A 15,593-nucleotide genomic window follows, 5' to 3' on the forward strand; every position below is an offset into this window, starting at 1 on the left:
CAGCAGATGGCCAAGGACTACGTCTCCCTCAACATCGCCATCGGCGGCGGATACACACCGGACGGAAAACCAACCGTCGCTCCGCCAAAGGCAAGCTGATCAGGCAGCATTGCGGACGACCGGACTCCGCCGAGGTGTTAGCGTGTCGTTAAGGAATCTGACCTATATTAGAACAGCTGGAAGTACTGAAATAGGGCATAGGAGCGACCGCCGTTTCATTTGGACGCAACCTCGGCGGTCGCATCCCTCCACCCCTGCAGCCTTAACCTTACCAGCTAACCAATTCATTAGCATCTCCTTGAAAACACACATGGTTATGGCAAGGTCCAGCCATGACGAACATTCGCTCTCCCAGATACAGCGCCGAAGATGCAGCCCGCTCGCGCGAATGCGTAAAGGCCTGCGAAAGCGCCATAACCGATGTTGTCCGTCGCGCGGTAGCGGCGGGATGGCGTGAAGAGGAATTCGCCCTTCACCTTGCAGATGCAGCCGAGAATTACGTCATGTACCTGGCCAAGCGGCCGGACCGCCGACTGATCGCGGCAAACAGCAACTGATCGCAAGACGCCGCGATGATGCAGCCTCTTGCGCCTGCCGAAACAAGGCGCAAGACCGCATCGCGATCGCCCCTATCTTTCGCCGGATTGGCCAAAGCGGCCCCGATCACGGCATATGACATCGCCCAGCCAAGCGTGTTTCCGAAGCCGGCCCGCGGAGGAACAACGAGCAACCGCGCTCGTTAAGTCCCCGCAAACTCGAGCTAAGGAGAATTGAAATGTACAAGGCTCTACTTGTCAGCGGCGCGATCGCGCTGTCTTCCCTGGCCACGAATGCGTGGGCCGATGGAACATTGACCGGCGCGGCCGGCGGCGCGGTAACCGGTGCCGTCGTAGGCGGGCCGGTGGGCGCAGCAGTCGGTGGTGTTGCCGGCGCAGTAGTGGGTGCCGCCCTCGATCCGCCGCCGCGCGAAGTCGTGACCTACGTGGAAGCACAGCCAGCGCCGACAACGCCCGTCGTGATCCAGCAGCCGATCGTGGTCGGCAAGCCTATCCCCGCGGACGTGGTGGTGACGCCGGTCCCCGACAATCCCCATTACGCCTACACTGTGGTCAACGACCGCCGTGTGATCGTTGAGCCGTCGACGCATCGTGTCGTTCAGGTTATTGAATAAAGAGAAACTTAGCCCCGCAGCCGCGGGGCTTTTCTCTATGTCTCTACGCCTGCGGGCGATTTCTCAGCGCTTCCGCCTGGGCATAGAACTTCTTTTCCCACTCCTTGTGGTTATCCAGCCCCTCGCGGATGAAGGGTGTGAACACGGCAAGGTTCATCAGCGCCCAGTTGACGAAGCGCGCCGGGAATTTCAGCGGCTTGACGAAATCGACAAAGAGAACGACGCGGGTCTTGTCCGTGTGGTTCCAGGCCTCGTGCTCATAGGCGTCGTCGAAAATCAGCGCCTTGCCTTCCTGCCAATGGCAAATCTGGTCCTTGACGCGAATTGCAAGCTTGTCGGCCGGTTCCGGCACGATCATCCCGACATGCAGACGCAACACGCCATTATAGGGACCGCGATGCGCCGGCAGATGCTTGCCCGGCTCGAAGATCGAGAACATCGCGGTCTTCAGACCGGGGATCTTCTGCACCGCTTCCCAGGTCTTCGGGCAAGCCGCAATGTTCTGTTCGGCTTTGACGCCAAAACCGAGCAGGAAGAACGTCTTCCAGCCGGAGTCGGTCGAGATCGTCTTCACGTCGGTCGAAATGTCCTGGAAGGTCGGCAACTCGCTCTGGCGCACAAGGACGCGATCGAGTTCGCCGCGGATATCAGGCCAGGCCTTCTCGACCTCGGCGGCCCAGGGAAAGGTCGCGTTGTCGTAGACCGGCGGGTTGCCGAGCTTGGCATATTTGAAATTCAGCTTCTCCGCCCACGCGACAATGCCCATGAAGAACCGTGTAACGGCGCCCGGACGATCCATCGGCGCGATACCGCTGGTGGCGAAGGATTGGCCGTCTGTTTTGGAATGAGATGCTTGGGAAAGAGTGGCGTCAGCTGTGCCGTCTGTCATGGGTTTTCCAATACGCGAATGCGAAAGTGTCAAAAGTCACTCAGGATATGGACATGGAGACCTGTTTCGCAAGACCGCCACCAACCCGGTGAGCCCAAATGTCGCTTTACAGGCCTGCATCCCGCCGTTCGCGGGGCGGAGTGCGACATAAAGCGCAATCGAGCTGAAATCAATGGGAGACCGATTTGGAGAAAAGGTTGACCACCAGAACACCGGCAATGATCAATCCAAGCCCGAGCATGGCGGGCAGATCAAGACGCTGTTTGAAGTAGACGAGCCCGACCAGCGAGATCAGCACGATCCCGAGCGCGCTCCAGATGGCGTAGGCGATCCCGACCGGGATCACCTTCAGCGTCAGCGACAGGCAGTAGAACGCCGCGGCATAGCAGACGACCATCACCACACTCGGTCCGATACGGCTGAATTGCTGCGACAGCTGCAGCGCCGTCGTCCCGATGACCTCGAGCACGATCGCAACGAACAGCAATGAGTAAACGGCGATCGGAGCCATCAGCATCAGTCTTTCACGCGAGGATTTGTCTTACTTGCTGGTCAGTTCGATCAGGCGAGCGACGAGGGCCTGTCGATCGACGGTACCGGCACCATGACTGTCGACCATGTCGGCGAGCCACAGCCCATCGGCGGCGAAACGGACGAGCTGGGCGTCGATCGAGGAATCCGTGCCGACATATTCGTCGGCCCGATCCTGCACCCAATCCCGCCACCGGGCTCGCAACCGCGGCTCCGCGAGGATCGCGATGGTGACTTGCGCCCAGTGCGCCGCCTCCCCCGGATTGTCCTTGATTTCGACGACGGCGCGTAAGTAGGCGCGCGAAAAACGCCCGTGCGGGACGGGGTCTTCGCGCATCCGCTCGTCGATATCGGCATCGAAACGCTCGAGGAGATTGTCGAACAGCGCATCCAGCAAGGCATTTTTGGTCGGGAAGTGATGCAGAAGCCCACCCTTGCTAACGCCCGAGGCGCTGGAAACGCCGTCGAGCGTGACGGCCCCCATACCCTGCTCCAGCGTCAGCCGAGCGGCAACGTCCAGCAACTGCTGGCGCACGAGGGCGGGTTGTTTGCGGCGATGATGAGCGAGTGACATGCAGTATAAAGATACCGTCCAGACGGTTTTGTCAAGAAGTATGTAAATCAGACTTCAGCCGAAGCACGTCCCCTGCGACAGTCGGCTGCGGTTGCGATTACCGGCGTGGCAGTGCATGAAGCATTGAGTTGATTGGAAAGATGCAGTGAGCGAAGAAGTCATTACGCTTTATCAGGCGATCGGCGGCGACGAGACCGTCCGTGCCTTGTCGCGCCGATTTTACGAGTTGATGGACACCTTGCCGGAGGCCGCTCATGTCCGCGCGGTGCATCCGCCCACACTCGAGGGAAGCGAAGAGAAGTTCTACGAGTACATCACCGGCTATCTGGGCGGGCCGCCGCTCTATACCGACAAGCGCGGGCACCCGCGGCTCCGCAGCAGGCATTTCGTCGCTGAAATCGGGCCTCTGGAGCGGGACGAGTGGCTTTTGTGCTTCCGCCGCGCGCTGGACGAGACCATCGAGAATCCGAAACTGCGCGAAATCATCTGGCCGCCGATCGAGCGGCTTGCCTACCACATGCAAAACAAGGAATAGCCGGCCATGACCATGAACGAGCGCGTCGCGCCGCTTCTCTATATTTTTGCTGGTCTGTTCGGCTTTGCCGGCGTGGCGCTTGCCGCCGCCGCTGCCCACGGAGGTGGCGATGCCCATCTGGTCTCGTCGGCCTCGGCGATGTGCCTTGCCCATGCCCCTGCCCTTCTGGCGCTGGCAATCGGCATCGACAAGTTGAGAACGGCATGGGTCGCCGGCCTGCTACTCGCGATCGGCACCCTGCTTTTCGCGGGCGACCTGACGATGGCGCGATACGCCGGATCGGGCCTTTTCCCGATGGCGGCGCCCACCGGCGGCTTTGCAATGATGTTTGGCTGGCTTGCAGTCGCGGTTGGGGCATTTATCCGCAAGCGGGCATAAGCTCTCAGGTCAGCGGTATCCGGCCGAACCGGAGAAGATTGCCGTAGGGCTCCTGAACATGGAACTCTTCCATGTTCCAGGCGCGCGCTTCAAAAGGGGAGAGACGCGGAACATCCCTGTCGCGGAATTCCGCGGCGAGAGCGCCAATCCCCCACGGCGTAGGTAGACGAGCTTCTTCTTGCGAAAGGAAACGATCATCGGCACGCCAGAAGTGCAAGTCGATGCTTCAGGCGTCGAAGGATGAGATAATCCGCGACATAGTGGGCAGTCTCTGCGACCCGAGCTGATCGCGGTAGAATGCCGGCGTCTCGCCGATATCCGACGAAAGGACCGGCAGCACCTCGACGCGGTCGGCGTCAGTTCGGGAGACCCGGATCAGAGGCCCTCAACGACGCTGAAGCCTTCGAAAACCGGCGGCCCAAGATACATTGCCTTGCGATCCCCGGCATTGCGGTGAGCGGCGCGGAAGTTTTCAGACGTCGTCCAGTTCCGGAAGTCCTCTTCGCTGCGCCAGATCGTGTGGGAGGAGAACAGGGTATATCCCTCCTCCGCATTCGTCTTGCCCCGCAGCAGCCGGAATTCCACGAAGCCCGGCATTTCAGAGAGGCTGGAATCGCGGTTGCGCCAGACGGTCTCGAACTCTGCTTCCTGGCCGACGGCAACCTTGAAACGGTTCATGGCGATATACATCGGCACCCCCTGAGCTTAGCGTTTGCTGGTCGCGCTCATCGGCGCGAAGGCAACCACATTATTGCCGTTCGCAGCCTCGAGGCCAAGCGGCTTCTCGGGCAGCTGTCCGGGCATGCGGGCATCCCAGACAGGAAACTCCGTCACGTTGGCATAGTGTTCACGCATTTCGGCCTGTCGAACCATCAGGTCGTAGAGCTCAGGCACGAGGCCATCGCCATTCTGTGCGGCAAGCTTGTGCAAGCCGATCATCATAAACCCTTCCGGGCGCTTATCGGTCATCGGGCAGAATCTCGTTCGTTCATCGTTTGCAGCGCACGCTCGAGGCTGGACTTGCTGCCGTTTCTCAACGGGATGAAGACCTTGCCGAACTTCTTGCAGCCGGTTTTCACGCGAAGGCAGGCATCGTGGCTAATACAGTCGATCGGGCAGAAGACGCAGTCGACGGAAGGCAGGACCGTATCGATACGCGATACCGCTTCACGCAGTCCGCCATCGTGATGGATCAGTTCCGCACCGAACGTGCTTGCGATCTGACGAAGATGCGCAACCTGGCAATCCCGGCCGCCGACATAGAGGAAGCTACGTCCATCGAGTTTGGACCGTCCGGCGCTCTCCTGCGCCGCTTCGAACACCGCGGAAACGCGGATATCCCGGTTCGAACCCTTCTTTGCCTTGCGAGCCATTTACCACCCGTTCGCTCGTTGATCCCACACGATTCCTGCGTGTGCGAACGGACCTTATTAAACTTGATTTTTAGAGTAAAGTATAAAGTTGATTATTTTTATCATATTTCTTCATCGGCCCGTGACCTGAACTTCCTGCGTGAAGGACCAGCTGGGTTTTCCCCATTCGGCAGGCAATGGCGGGAACGGCGAGGCGCGGCGAACACCGTCGACAACCGCCTGATCCAGCTCGGGAATTCCGGAGCTTCGGGCAACCGAAAGCCCGCTCAGCGCGCCGCTGGAAGCAATCGTCAGCCGAACGCGCACGTTCATCGACGCCGTCATCCGCTTGTATTCGGAAGGAACCTTGACGGAGCGGCGGATACGCGACTGTACCTTGCCCGGATAGTTGGCGACTGCGGCACTGCCGGAACCACCGCTGCTGCCGGCGCTGCGCGAATTCTGGTCGGACTGGGCCGCCTCATTGCCGTCGACGGTTCCACGCTTGCTGTCCTGCTTGTTTTCGCCACCCGAGCCGGCGGTCACTTTCTCTTTCTTCGGAGGCAGCTTCTTCTCGACCGGCTTCGGTTTCTGAACCGGCTTTTGCGCAACGGGCTTTGCTTCCGGCGTCGGAACCTGTTCCGGCTCCGGAGCGACCTCGGCCGTCTCTGTCGGCTCTACCGGCGAAACCTCCGCCGGCGTCGCCTGCGCGACCGGCGGCGTCTCGGGCGGTGTTTCAGCCGGAACCTCGGTCGCCATCGGCTGCACCACCGAGGTCTCCGCTGGCGACTGCGAGGTCAGAATTTCAGGCTCAGCCGCCACGATATTCTCCGGCGAGACGCGCGTCACTTCCTGCGTCGGCGCAACGGCCTCGGGCTGAACGGTTTCCGTCGGCTGCGTTTCCGCAGCTTGGACCGTTTGCGGCTGAACGCTTTCGGCGACGACCTCTTCGGGTTGAGGCTCTTCCGCTTCTTCCCCGGCCGCTGCCTGATCGGCTTCGGAATCGCCAAGGATGATGACGCTGACGACCTCGCCGGCTTCCTCGACAGGCGCTTGGGGCGTCACGACGAAGCCCACCAGCAAGGCAGCAATCACGGCGAAATGGAAAAAGCACGAGCTAAGGCAGGCAATGACGACGCCACGCTTGCGACCAACCGAACGCGATGCCGGCAGTTCGACGCTTTCGTCGAGCGATGGCGCCTTGGCTTCGCCGTTGCTCGCGGTACGAGGGTCCTGCGGAAAGGATTCAATGTGGGTCAGGCGGGTATAGTGCAGAACGGCTTCACCGGCCGGCTGGCGCTGCGCGTTCTTCAGCTCCGGCATTTCGTGACCCGGATGCATACCCGGGTTGTTGTCGTTCAAACCGCCGTCTGCGGCCGGATCAGCGAGATTAGGTCTCGACTTCGCTCTTGCTGAAACCACCATATGCGCACCTGCCTCGGCCACTGAAACTGAAGCCGGCCGGGATCATCCCGGCTGGATAATCAACCTTCGAAGGGAACGGAAACCTGAGAACGCGTGACGAGGCCCTTCATGCACTCGCCCGCCGCCGGACCGTCGCAGACCGGCGTATCGTTGATCAGCAAACGGGTGACGCTCTCGCACTTGATGTTCGGCATATCGAACTGGCGAACGCGCTTCTTGCCCTGCGGCAGATCGCGGAAATCAAGAACGGTGATGCGATCAACGGCGTTCTTGTCGTTGAAGAAGGCGAGTTCGAACGAGACCTTGTTGATCGGCGCCGGCAGCTTGTTCAGCGCCACGAAAGTCATCATGCAGCCCTTCTGCGACGGTGCCAGCGCGTTCAGCTCCACATCGAGGCTCGCCGCCGCGGAGGCGTCCTGCGCATAGGCCTGCGCAAAGCTCGAAACCGCAAGAAGACCGCCCGCCAAAACCGCCGCAAACCTCGATATCAACACGTCGCTTCTCCACAAATTCCTAAAACTTGACTTCGCAAGTCCGCTATTGCGTCTTTAAAAAATGATGACTATGAAAGTCAAGATAAATGTAGCCATTTAGGGCGCTAAGCCCCTGAATAACGCGGAACAAACCGACAGAAATGATGATCCAGAAGCCGGAAACGTTCGAGCATGCGCCCGTAGCGGGCCAAGCCCCAGCCGAAGTGCGGGTGTTGGAAAGCGGCGAGATTTTCCAGGGTGCCAGCGAGATCATGATTAGCCACGAAGGCGCTGTCTACCGCATGAAAATCACCCGCCAGGGCAAGCTTATTCTGAACAAGTAGGGGTAAACCATGACCGAGAACACCAAACCGTCGCCAGCCGACATCCGCGCATTCCGTGCTGAAAACCCGAAGATGCGCGAGCGCGACATTGCGGCGCAGCTGAAGATTTCGGAAGCTGCCCTCGTGGCCGCCGAGGTTGGGCTGACGGCAACGCGCATCGACGGCAGCGTCGAGAAGTTTCTTGAGCGTATTGCCGCGCTCGGCGAGGTCATGGCGCTGTCGCGCAACGAAAGCGCCGTCCATGAAAAGATCGGCGTCTACGAGAACATCAACTTCGGCAAGCACGCCTCGATCGTCCTTGGCGAAAACATCGACCTGCGCATTTTCCCGAGCCGCTGGGTGCATGGCTTTGCCGTCACCAAGAAGGACGGCGATCAGGAGCGCTTGAGCCTCCAGTATTTCGACAAGGCCGGAAATGCCGTGCACAAGGTTCACCTTCGCCCGGTCTCCGACGTCGACGCGTATCGCGCGATGGTCAACGACCTGAAGCTCGAGGATCAGTCGCAGGACTTCATCGCGGACGAAACGGTTCCCGAGCCGGAAGCGAGCGGCGACGTCAGCCGCGACGAACTGCGCGACCACTGGAGCAAGATGACCGACACGCATGAGTTCTTCGGCATGCTGCGCAAGCTGAAGATCGGCCGCCAGACGGCTCTGCGCACGGTGGGTGACGACTACGCCTGGAAGCTCGACAACAGCGCGACCGCCGAAATGATGCAGGCTACGGTCAAGGCCGGCCTGCCGATCATGTGCTTCGTTGCCAACGACGGCATCGTCCAGATCCATTCCGGCCCGATTTTCAACGTCCAGCCGATGGGCCCGTGGATCAACGTGCTTGACCCGACTTTCCATCTGCATCTGCGACAGGATCACATCGCCGAGACCTGGGCCGTGCGCAAGCCGACCAAGGATGGCCATGTGACGTCGCTGGAAGCCTACAACGCCGAAGGCGAGATGATCATCCAGTTCTTCGGCAAGCGTAAGGAAGGCTCCGGCGAACGCAGCGAATGGCGCGAAATCGTCGAAACGCTGCCGGTCGCAGCCAGCGTCGCAGCCTGAGCGGAGAGCCGGGAATGAACAAGCATCCAGTCAAGATGACGGCGATCGCCCGCAGCCTGCGGGCCCTGCCGATCGCGGCATCGCTGCTGATGGTCGCCGCCGCCGCGCCGGTAATGGCCGACGACAAGGTAGACAGCTCGCGCCTGGTTTCGGTCGGCGGCGATGTCACCGAGATCATCTACGCGCTCGGTGAAGAAGGCCGTCTGATCGCCCGCGACACGACAAGCACCTATCCGGAAGCGGCAACGAAGCTCCCTGATGTCGGCTACATGCGCGCGCTTTCGCCCGAAGGCATCCTCGCCATGAACCCGTCCGCCATCATTGCGATCGAGGGTGCCGGCCCGCCCGAGGCCCTGACCGTTCTGAAGAGCGCCAGCGTTCCGTTCGAAACCGTGCCGAACGCCTATACCCGCGACGGCATCCTGGCGAAGATCGATCGCGTCGGCGCGCTGCTCGGTGTCGACGACAAGGCCAAGGCACTCGAGGCAAAGGTCAGCGCCGATCTCGACGCGGCGATCGCCGATGCGTCGAAGCGCCCGGAAGGCGAGCGCAAGCGCATCCTGTTCATCCTCAGCCTGCAGGGCGGCAAGGTAATGGCATCAGGCAGCGGCACCGCCGCTGACGGCATTATCAAGCTTGCCGGCGCCACCAACGCGGTCGCGGCCTTTCCGGGCTACAAGCCGCTGACGGACGAGGCGATCATCGCGGCGAAGCCCGATGTCATTCTGATGATGAACCGCGGCGATGGCGCATCGACCAAGGACGCGGAACTCATGAAGCAGCCGGCACTCGCCCTGACGCCGGCAGCGCAGAACAAGGCCATCATCCGCATGGATGGCCTGCATCTGCTTGGTTTCGGTCCGCGCACGGCAACCACCGTTCGCGAACTGAACACGGCAATCTACGGAGGCTGAGCGTGGCTCTGCAGGACCTTATGACAAGACCGAACACATGGTCGCTGGCGATGCTGCGAGAATCGCATCGGGCCGGCAACCGGGCACCGCTCGCCTTGCTCATGATCGTCCTGCTCTTCGTCGGCGCGATCCTGTCGTTGCTGTTTTCGGTGACGACAGGCGCATCCGACGCGTCCTTTCTAGACGTGGTGATCAATGTCACGGGCTCGGGCGATGCGCTGAATGCCCGTGACAGGATCATCATTTTCGACATTCGCATGCCGCGCGCGATCCTGGGCTTCCTCGTCGGCGGTTCGCTTGCCGTATCCGGCGCGATCATGCAGGGCCTGTTTCGCAATCCGCTCGCCGATCCCGGCCTCGTCGGCGTGTCCTCAGGCGCCGGCTTCGGCGCCGTCGTGATGATCGTTCTTGGTGGCTCGATCGCGGCGCCGCTTTTCACGCTGCTCGGCATTTACGCCCTGCCGATCGCCGCATTTGCCGGAGGCCTGGTCACGACCATGCTGCTCTATCGCATCGCGACCAGCAACGGCCAGACATCCGTCGCGACAATGCTGCTCGCCGGCATCGCGCTCGGCTCGCTTGCGGGCGCTTTGACGGGCGTACTGATTTACATGGCGAACGACCAGCAGCTTCGCGATTTGACCTTCTGGGGAATGGGGTCGCTTGCCGGCGCGACCTGGGCGAAAATCGCCGCCGCCGGCCCGATCATTCTTCTGTCGTTCGCCATCATGCCGTTCATGGCGCGTGGCCTGAATGCGATTACGCTTGGTGAAGCCGCCGCCTTTCACATGGGCGTCCCGGTACAGCGGCTGAAGAATATCGCAATCGTTGCCGTCGCCGCATCAACAGGCGCGTCCGTCGCGGTCAGCGGCGGCATCGGCTTCGTCGGCATCGTTGTTCCGCATGTGCTGCGCATGGTCATCGGCCCGGATCATCGCTTCCTGCTGCCCGCCTCCGCCCTGCTCGGCGGCTCGCTGCTGATCTTTGCCGACGTCCTGGCACGGACACTGGTGGCACCGGCGGAGCTGCCGATCGGCATCATCACGGCCGCCGTGGGCGGACCGTTCTTCCTGTGGATTCTGCTGCGCCAGCGCGCCCGCCTCGCACTTTGAGTACCTGCAATGATTGAAGTATCCGGCGTTTCGATCCGCCTGTCGGGCAAAACCATCGTGCGCAACGTCGCCTTCGTCGCCAGCGCCGGCAAACTGACGGCCATCGCCGGCCCGAACGGCTCCGGCAAGACGACGACGATGAAGGCGGTATCCGGCGAGCTTCCCTATGACGGCAGCGTCCGCATCAATGAAAGCGAAGTCAAATCGCTGGCGCCCTGGCAGCTGGCGACCGCGCGAGGGGTTCTCCCGCAGGCAAGCGCCATTTCATTTCCGTTCACGGTGCGCGAGATCGTCCGCATCGGCCTCACTTCGGGACTGAACAAAAATCCGGAAAAGGCGGAACGAACGACCGCCAAGGCGCTGGCTGCGGTCGATCTCGAGGGTTACGAAGGGCGCTTCTATCAACAGCTCTCAGGCGGCGAACAACAACGCGTCCAGCTGGCGCGAGTTCTCTGCCAGATCTCCGAACCCATCGTCGACGGCAAGCCATCCTGGCTTCTTCTCGACGAACCCGTCTCCTCCCTCGACATCAGCCATCAGCTCACGATCATGCGTCTTGCGCGCGCCTTCTGCGACAATGGTGGCGGCGTGATCGCCGTCATGCATGACCTCAATCTGACGGCGCTTTTCGCCGATCAGATCCTGCTGATGAAATCCGGAGAATTGGCAGCAGTCGGCACGCCGGCGGAAGTTCTGACCGACGCGATGATGCACGATGTCTTCGGCTGCCCGCTCCGGATCAATCAGGTTCCGACCGACGGGACCCCCTTCGTGCTTGCCCACAGCGCGCTACAGGCGTAAGGCCGCAACGTATCGGAACTTTTGCGCGACAATGGCGTTAAGCCTTTGATTTGGGTCATTGTCGGGCATCTTTCTTCATGCGAACTTCCGTGATGATCCTGTGTTGAACCGACGGCGCGCTATGCGCCGCAGCAAACGGAGAAAACTCGTGGCGCATTCTTTTCTTTCCTCCGCACGCAACCGACGCAACGGAAGCGGTGCGCTTCATTCGATCGAAGCCACGGTCGAAGAGCAAATCGAATCCTTGCGCGATGAAATTGCGGCCCTGACGCAGGTACTCGGCAAAAACTCGCGCCGCCAAGGCGATAAGATTCGCGACCAGGCCGCGGCCGGATATGATGAACTGATCGGGCGCAGTGAAGACCTGCTTCGTGATCTTCAGGACGGATACCTGCGCGGCGCCAACGAGGTCAGAGACACGGTGCGCAAACATCCGGTCGCCACCATCGGCGCGGCGGCAGCCTTCGGGCTCGTCCTCGCGCTTCTTGCTCGCCGTTAGGAGGCTAGATGCTTTTCCCGATCCTCAGCCTTCTTGTTGGCACGAGTGTCAGTCGTACCGTTGCGCGAACCAAGCGCAACGGTATTTTCATTGCCCTTGCACTGATCTTCGTGCTGACGGCTTACGCCCTGGCGGTGGTCGCTGGCGCAATCTGGCTCGCCGGGATTTATGGCCCGATCGGTGCATCGCTTTTCCTCGCCGCCTGCGCGCTGCTTCTTGCGATCATCGTTTTGATCGTGATGACTGTGCTCAACGCGCAGGAAGCTCGACGCGCCAAGGAACGGCGCGACGCGCTGGAATCGCTTGCCGCCTCGGGCATCGGCCTGCTCCGTGCCCAGCCACTTATGACGGCCGGCATCATCGCGGCCGTCGTTGCATCGAGCCTGATGGGATCGAAGAGCCGCGACTGATAAAGTCGTGCGTAAGTTCGGACAATAAAAAAGCCGGCGCCCGAAGGCAGCCGGCTTTTTCCTCCCTTTATTGGTCTGTCAGAATGCAAACGCCTTCGAGGTCAGCGGCGATGACGTTGCATCCGGACCGAAATCGGCCTCTCCGGTGATCTTCAGCAATTCCTGCAGACGCTGGCGCGCGCGGTTGACGCGGCTCTTGATCGTTCCGACCGCGCATCCGCAAATCTCCGCCGCTTCCTCGTAGGAGAAGCCGGAAGCGCCAACCAGAATAATCGCTTCGCGCTGGTCCGGTGGAAGCTGCTCCAAGGCTTTCTTGAAGTCCTGAAGATCAAGAGCGCCGTACTGCGAGGGATGCGTCGCCATCGATTCGGTGAACAGGCCATCGCTGTCCTGGATTTCCCGACCGCTCTTGCGCATCTGGCTGTAAAGCTCGTTTCGAAGGATCGTGAAAAGCCACGCCTTCATATTCGTGCCCATCTCGAAATGGTCCTGTTTGGCCCAGGCCTTCATGATGGTGTCTTGGACAAGGTCGTCCGCCCGGTCATGCCGACCGATCAGGGAAATGGCGAAAGCGCGGAGGCTGGGAAGCGCTGAAAGAAGCTCTCGCTTGAAGCTCGGCTGCTGATTATCCATCGGCTCACCTTACTTAACAGCTTTGGCCGAAGCCATCAGCTCGGCCTGATCGAGCTTTTCCAGCAAATCCAGGAAACGATCCGGAATTGCCTCTTCCTGGGCGGCGGCGTAGAGCGAGCGCAGTCGGACCCCTATCTGGCTATTCGGATCCAGAAGGTCCCCCGCGCGCATCTCCGACCGATGGCCGTCCATGTCTTCTTTCTGTCTGGGTGTCATCACTTAACCACTTCCCGTCTCTTTTCTCTGGCATCATTCCCATAACTGACGCCTATCGGTAATCCGTCTTGTCGAGCGAACCTCAAAACACTCAACGAAACGTCGATTGCCCTCCGATCATCGCGGACAAAATGCGCTTGCGGAAAAAAAGTTCCAAAAGGTGAGGAACTTTTTTGTTGCACAACGCGTTCCTTTTTCACTGGAGCCGTATAGCGGCCCTGCAGATGGGAGCTTTCTATGACACTTTCTACCCGAATTGCGCCGCACCTTCCGTATTTGCGCCGCTATTCTCGCGCGCTGACCGGCACTCAGACTTCTGGTGACGCATACGTCGCCGCTGTTCTTGAGGCGATCATCGCCGATATATCCATTTTCCCGGATACGGCAGATGATCGTGTCGCACTCTACAAACTGTTCACGACGATGTTTGGTTCCTCGACGGTTCAGATTCCGGAACCATCCTCGCCCTACGCCTGGGAACAGCGCGCAACACTCAACCTCGGCAAGGTCTCGCCGCGCGCCCGTCAGGCATTTATCCTGGCTTCCGTCGAGAACTTCCGCGTCGGCGAAATCGCGCAGATTCTCGCGACCAGCGAGGACGACATCGCAGGTCTTCTCGACAGCGCGTCGCGCGAGATTTCTCGTCAGGTTGCGACCGACATCATGATAATCGAGGACGAACCGCTGATCGCGATGGACATCGAACAGATGGTGGAAAGCCTCGGCCATCGCGTTACCGGCATCGCACGCACGCACGCCGAAGCCGTGGCACTTTATAACCGCACCAAACCCAGCATGGTGCTTGCCGACATCCAGCTCGCGGATGGCAGCTCCGGAATCGATGCCGTCAACGACATCCTGAAGACCTCGAGCGTACCGGTCATCTTCATCACCGCCTTCCCTGAGCGCCTCCTGACCGGCGAGCGGCCGGAGCCGACCTTCCTCGTCACCAAGCCGTTTAATCCAGACATGGTGAAGGCGCTGATCAGCCAGGCTCTCTTCTTCAACGAGACCACCAAAGCAGCCGCCTGACGTAAAAGCCGGCGAATGCGGAACAAAGACAAACGGAGAGCGTTGCAGTTAATCTGAAACGTTCTCCGCTTTAAGATTTTGTGCAGTGCTTGCGTCTAAAGAGAAGTGGGCGGCGTGAGTCGTGCATTTTCGGCCCTCTTCTCTAGCGCAAAAAACCGAGGGAAAGGCGGCCGGGTGAACAGGACTGGACCATTGGCCGGCGCTTCTTTCGAACTGGAAAGTAAAGAACTGCTCATGAGTCGGGCGCTCGCCAGCGCCGGCATTGCGCTTATCTATCAAGACCCGGACCTGGCGATCGTCTACACCGAAAATCTTCCGCCGCATTTCAGCCTTCAGTCCGACGGCGGCAGCGATGCCGATCTTTTCGGCACGGCGCATGGGCAGCGGCTGGAACAGATCAAGCGGCTGGTCCTCGAAAGCGGCACCTCCACGACGACGGAAGCGGATATCGCCATCGAAGGCGAAATGCGTACCTACGAGATCAAGATCGAGCGCGCCAATGTCGGCAACCAGGCCGGCATCCTCTCCATTGTGACCGAAATCACCGAAGCGCGGCACCGCGAGAAGGTACTGAAGTCACTGCTGCGCGAGCTGTCGCACCGGTCGAAGAACCTCCTGGCGATCATCCAGGGAATTGCGACGCAGACCGCGCGAAACACCATATCGCTGGACGGTTTCCTCGTGAAATTCCGTGGCCGCCTGCAATCCCTGTCGAATTCGCAGGATTTGATCACGGATTCGAGTTGGCGCGGCGCGTTCCTCTTCGAACTCGCACAGAAGCAATTCGCGCCTTACTGGCCGGAAGCTGTCCGGCAGATCCCCGTCAGCGGCCTGAATGTGCATCTGACGCCGAACGCGGCGGTTCATGTCGGCCTCGCTCTTCACGAGCTGATCGTCAACTCCGCAACCTCAGGCGCCATCGCCAACGGTTCGACATCCGTGACGATCGACTGCCGCGAGACGACGATCGGCGACCGCAAGGCGATCCTCATGTCATGGATCGAAATGCTGCCGCACGAAACCGCCACCCATGATCTCAGTGAGAACACCTTCGGACGGACCGTGCTCGAGCGCGTCGTTCCCTCTTCGGTCAATGGCCGCGCTGGGCTGCGGCTGACGCCGACGCGCATCGAATATGATCTGCTGATCCCAGATGCCGAGTTTGAAATCCTTCGGCGGGCACAACCGGCCTCCATCCGCTAATTCCGGGAAGAACGGCACCTCGACGTGAAAGGTGTACCCCAA

At 60.5% G+C, this 15,593-nt stretch carries 23 protein-coding genes; 13 read left to right on the top strand and 10 right to left on the bottom strand.

Going from position 1 to position 15,593, the window contains the following annotated elements; genetic code table 11:
* Positions 1-332 precede the first annotated feature (332 nt).
* Complete coding sequence (locus ASE04_RS03150; RefSeq protein ID WP_056811876.1) at positions 333-557, top strand: hypothetical protein; 225 nt, start codon at positions 333-335, stop codon at positions 555-557.
* A 218-nt stretch (positions 558-775) separates the two neighbouring features.
* Positions 776-1,171 (top strand): DUF1236 domain-containing protein, encoded by a 396-nt coding sequence (locus tag ASE04_RS03155; RefSeq protein WP_056811879.1) that lies wholly within the window; start codon positions 776-778, stop codon positions 1,169-1,171.
* Between the two features lie 43 nt (positions 1,172-1,214).
* On the opposite strand, the gene ASE04_RS03160 is transcribed toward ASE04_RS03155, so the two are convergent.
* From ASE04_RS03160 to ASE04_RS03170, 3 genes are all read right to left on the bottom strand, one after another.
* Positions 1,215-2,060 (bottom strand): aspartyl/asparaginyl beta-hydroxylase domain-containing protein, encoded by an 846-nt coding sequence (locus tag ASE04_RS03160; RefSeq protein WP_082597239.1) that lies wholly within the window; start codon positions 2,058-2,060, stop codon positions 1,215-1,217.
* 169 nt (positions 2,061-2,229) lie between these two features.
* Positions 2,230-2,571, bottom strand: a complete 342-nt coding sequence (locus ASE04_RS03165) for an SMR family transporter (protein ID WP_056812373.1) — start codon at positions 2,569-2,571, stop codon at positions 2,230-2,232.
* 30 nt (positions 2,572-2,601) lie between these two features.
* Entirely contained in the window at positions 2,602-3,165 is a 564-nt protein-coding gene (locus ASE04_RS03170; RefSeq protein WP_056811881.1) for a TetR/AcrR family transcriptional regulator, read from the bottom strand.
* Between the two features lie 145 nt (positions 3,166-3,310).
* On the opposite strand from ASE04_RS03170, the gene ASE04_RS03175 reads away from it, so the two are divergent.
* Positions 3,311-3,700 carry a group II truncated hemoglobin gene (locus tag ASE04_RS03175; RefSeq protein ID WP_056811884.1) on the top strand — a complete coding sequence of 130 codons (390 nt, stop codon included), beginning with the start codon at positions 3,311-3,313 and terminating at the stop codon, positions 3,698-3,700.
* Positions 3,701-3,706: 6 nt separating this feature from the next.
* Positions 3,707-4,078, top strand: coding sequence for a DUF423 domain-containing protein (locus ASE04_RS03180; protein WP_056811886.1), 372 nt, complete (start codon positions 3,707-3,709; stop codon positions 4,076-4,078).
* Positions 4,079-4,453: 375 nt separating this feature from the next.
* Here ASE04_RS03180 and ASE04_RS03190 read toward each other — a convergent pair whose 3' ends face one another.
* The 5 genes from ASE04_RS03190 to ASE04_RS03210 all read right to left on the bottom strand — a co-directional run bounded on the left by ASE04_RS03190 (position 4,454) and on the right by ASE04_RS03210 (position 7,346).
* Complete coding sequence (locus ASE04_RS03190; protein WP_056811892.1) at positions 4,454-4,768, bottom strand: antibiotic biosynthesis monooxygenase family protein; 315 nt, start codon at positions 4,766-4,768, stop codon at positions 4,454-4,456.
* Positions 4,769-4,783: 15 nt separating this feature from the next.
* Positions 4,784-5,047, bottom strand: coding sequence for a hypothetical protein (locus ASE04_RS03195; protein ID WP_056811893.1), 264 nt, complete (start codon positions 5,045-5,047; stop codon positions 4,784-4,786).
* Positions 5,044-5,451, bottom strand: coding sequence for a DUF2325 domain-containing protein (locus ASE04_RS03200; protein WP_056811897.1), 408 nt, complete (start codon positions 5,449-5,451; stop codon positions 5,044-5,046). Before ASE04_RS03200 ends, ASE04_RS03195 begins: the two co-directional genes overlap by 4 nt.
* A 111-nt stretch (positions 5,452-5,562) precedes the next feature.
* Positions 5,563-6,855 carry an energy transducer TonB family protein gene (locus ASE04_RS03205; protein WP_056811900.1) on the bottom strand — a complete coding sequence of 431 codons (1,293 nt, stop codon included), beginning with the start codon at positions 6,853-6,855 and terminating at the stop codon, positions 5,563-5,565.
* A 59-nt stretch (positions 6,856-6,914) separates the two neighbouring features.
* Complete coding sequence (locus ASE04_RS03210; protein WP_156408702.1) at positions 6,915-7,346, bottom strand: hypothetical protein; 432 nt, start codon at positions 7,344-7,346, stop codon at positions 6,915-6,917.
* Between the two features lie 143 nt (positions 7,347-7,489).
* On the opposite strand from ASE04_RS03210, the gene hemP reads away from it, so the two are divergent.
* The 7 genes from hemP (at position 7,490) to ASE04_RS03245 (ending at position 12,467) form a co-directional block, all read left to right on the top strand.
* Positions 7,490-7,672: a hemin uptake protein HemP gene (gene hemP / locus ASE04_RS03215; protein WP_056811907.1), complete on the top strand. Its 183-nt coding sequence runs from the start codon at positions 7,490-7,492 to the stop codon at positions 7,670-7,672.
* A 9-nt stretch (positions 7,673-7,681) separates the two neighbouring features.
* On the top strand, positions 7,682-8,731 hold the full coding sequence (locus ASE04_RS03220; protein WP_056811910.1) for a hemin-degrading factor: 1,050 nt from the start codon (positions 7,682-7,684) through the stop codon (positions 8,729-8,731).
* A gap of 14 nt (positions 8,732-8,745) precedes the next feature.
* Positions 8,746-9,645 (top strand): heme/hemin ABC transporter substrate-binding protein, encoded by a 900-nt coding sequence (locus ASE04_RS03225; protein WP_056811914.1) that lies wholly within the window; start codon positions 8,746-8,748, stop codon positions 9,643-9,645.
* Between the two features lie 20 nt (positions 9,646-9,665).
* Entirely contained in the window at positions 9,666-10,757 is a 1,092-nt protein-coding gene (locus ASE04_RS03230) for an iron ABC transporter permease (protein ID WP_156408699.1), read from the top strand.
* A 9-nt stretch (positions 10,758-10,766) separates the two neighbouring features.
* Positions 10,767-11,558, top strand: coding sequence for a heme ABC transporter ATP-binding protein (locus ASE04_RS03235; RefSeq protein ID WP_056811919.1), 792 nt, complete (start codon positions 10,767-10,769; stop codon positions 11,556-11,558).
* A gap of 121 nt (positions 11,559-11,679) precedes the next feature.
* The gene (locus ASE04_RS03240; protein ID WP_156408703.1) at positions 11,680-12,057 is read left to right on the top strand and encodes a DUF883 family protein; all 378 of its coding nucleotides are present in this window, start codon (positions 11,680-11,682) and stop codon (positions 12,055-12,057) included.
* Positions 12,058-12,065: 8 nt separating this feature from the next.
* Positions 12,066-12,467 carry a hypothetical protein gene (locus ASE04_RS03245; protein WP_056811925.1) on the top strand — a complete coding sequence of 134 codons (402 nt, stop codon included), beginning with the start codon at positions 12,066-12,068 and terminating at the stop codon, positions 12,465-12,467.
* A gap of 78 nt (positions 12,468-12,545) precedes the next feature.
* Here the strand turns inward: ASE04_RS03245 and ASE04_RS03250 are convergent, their stop codons facing one another.
* Together ASE04_RS03250 and ASE04_RS03255 are read right to left on the bottom strand one after the other, a co-directional pair.
* On the bottom strand, positions 12,546-13,100 hold the full coding sequence (locus ASE04_RS03250) for an RNA polymerase sigma factor (protein WP_056811928.1): 555 nt from the start codon (positions 13,098-13,100) through the stop codon (positions 12,546-12,548).
* Positions 13,101-13,109: 9 nt separating this feature from the next.
* The gene (locus tag ASE04_RS03255; RefSeq protein ID WP_056811931.1) at positions 13,110-13,316 is read right to left on the bottom strand and encodes a NepR family anti-sigma factor; all 207 of its coding nucleotides are present in this window, start codon (positions 13,314-13,316) and stop codon (positions 13,110-13,112) included.
* A 237-nt stretch (positions 13,317-13,553) separates the two neighbouring features.
* Between ASE04_RS03255 and ASE04_RS03260 the strand changes: the two genes are divergently transcribed.
* Complete coding sequence (locus ASE04_RS03260; protein WP_056811934.1) at positions 13,554-14,348, top strand: response regulator; 795 nt, start codon at positions 13,554-13,556, stop codon at positions 14,346-14,348.
* A 234-nt stretch (positions 14,349-14,582) separates the two neighbouring features.
* Positions 14,583-15,551 carry a PAS domain-containing sensor histidine kinase gene (locus tag ASE04_RS03265; RefSeq protein ID WP_082597245.1) on the top strand — a complete coding sequence of 323 codons (969 nt, stop codon included), beginning with the start codon at positions 14,583-14,585 and terminating at the stop codon, positions 15,549-15,551.
* Positions 15,552-15,593: the final 42 nt, after the last annotated feature.

The sequence above is a fragment of the Rhizobium sp. Root708 genome, assembly GCF_001429725.1.
Taxonomy (GTDB): Bacteria; Pseudomonadota; Alphaproteobacteria; order Rhizobiales; family Rhizobiaceae; genus Rhizobium.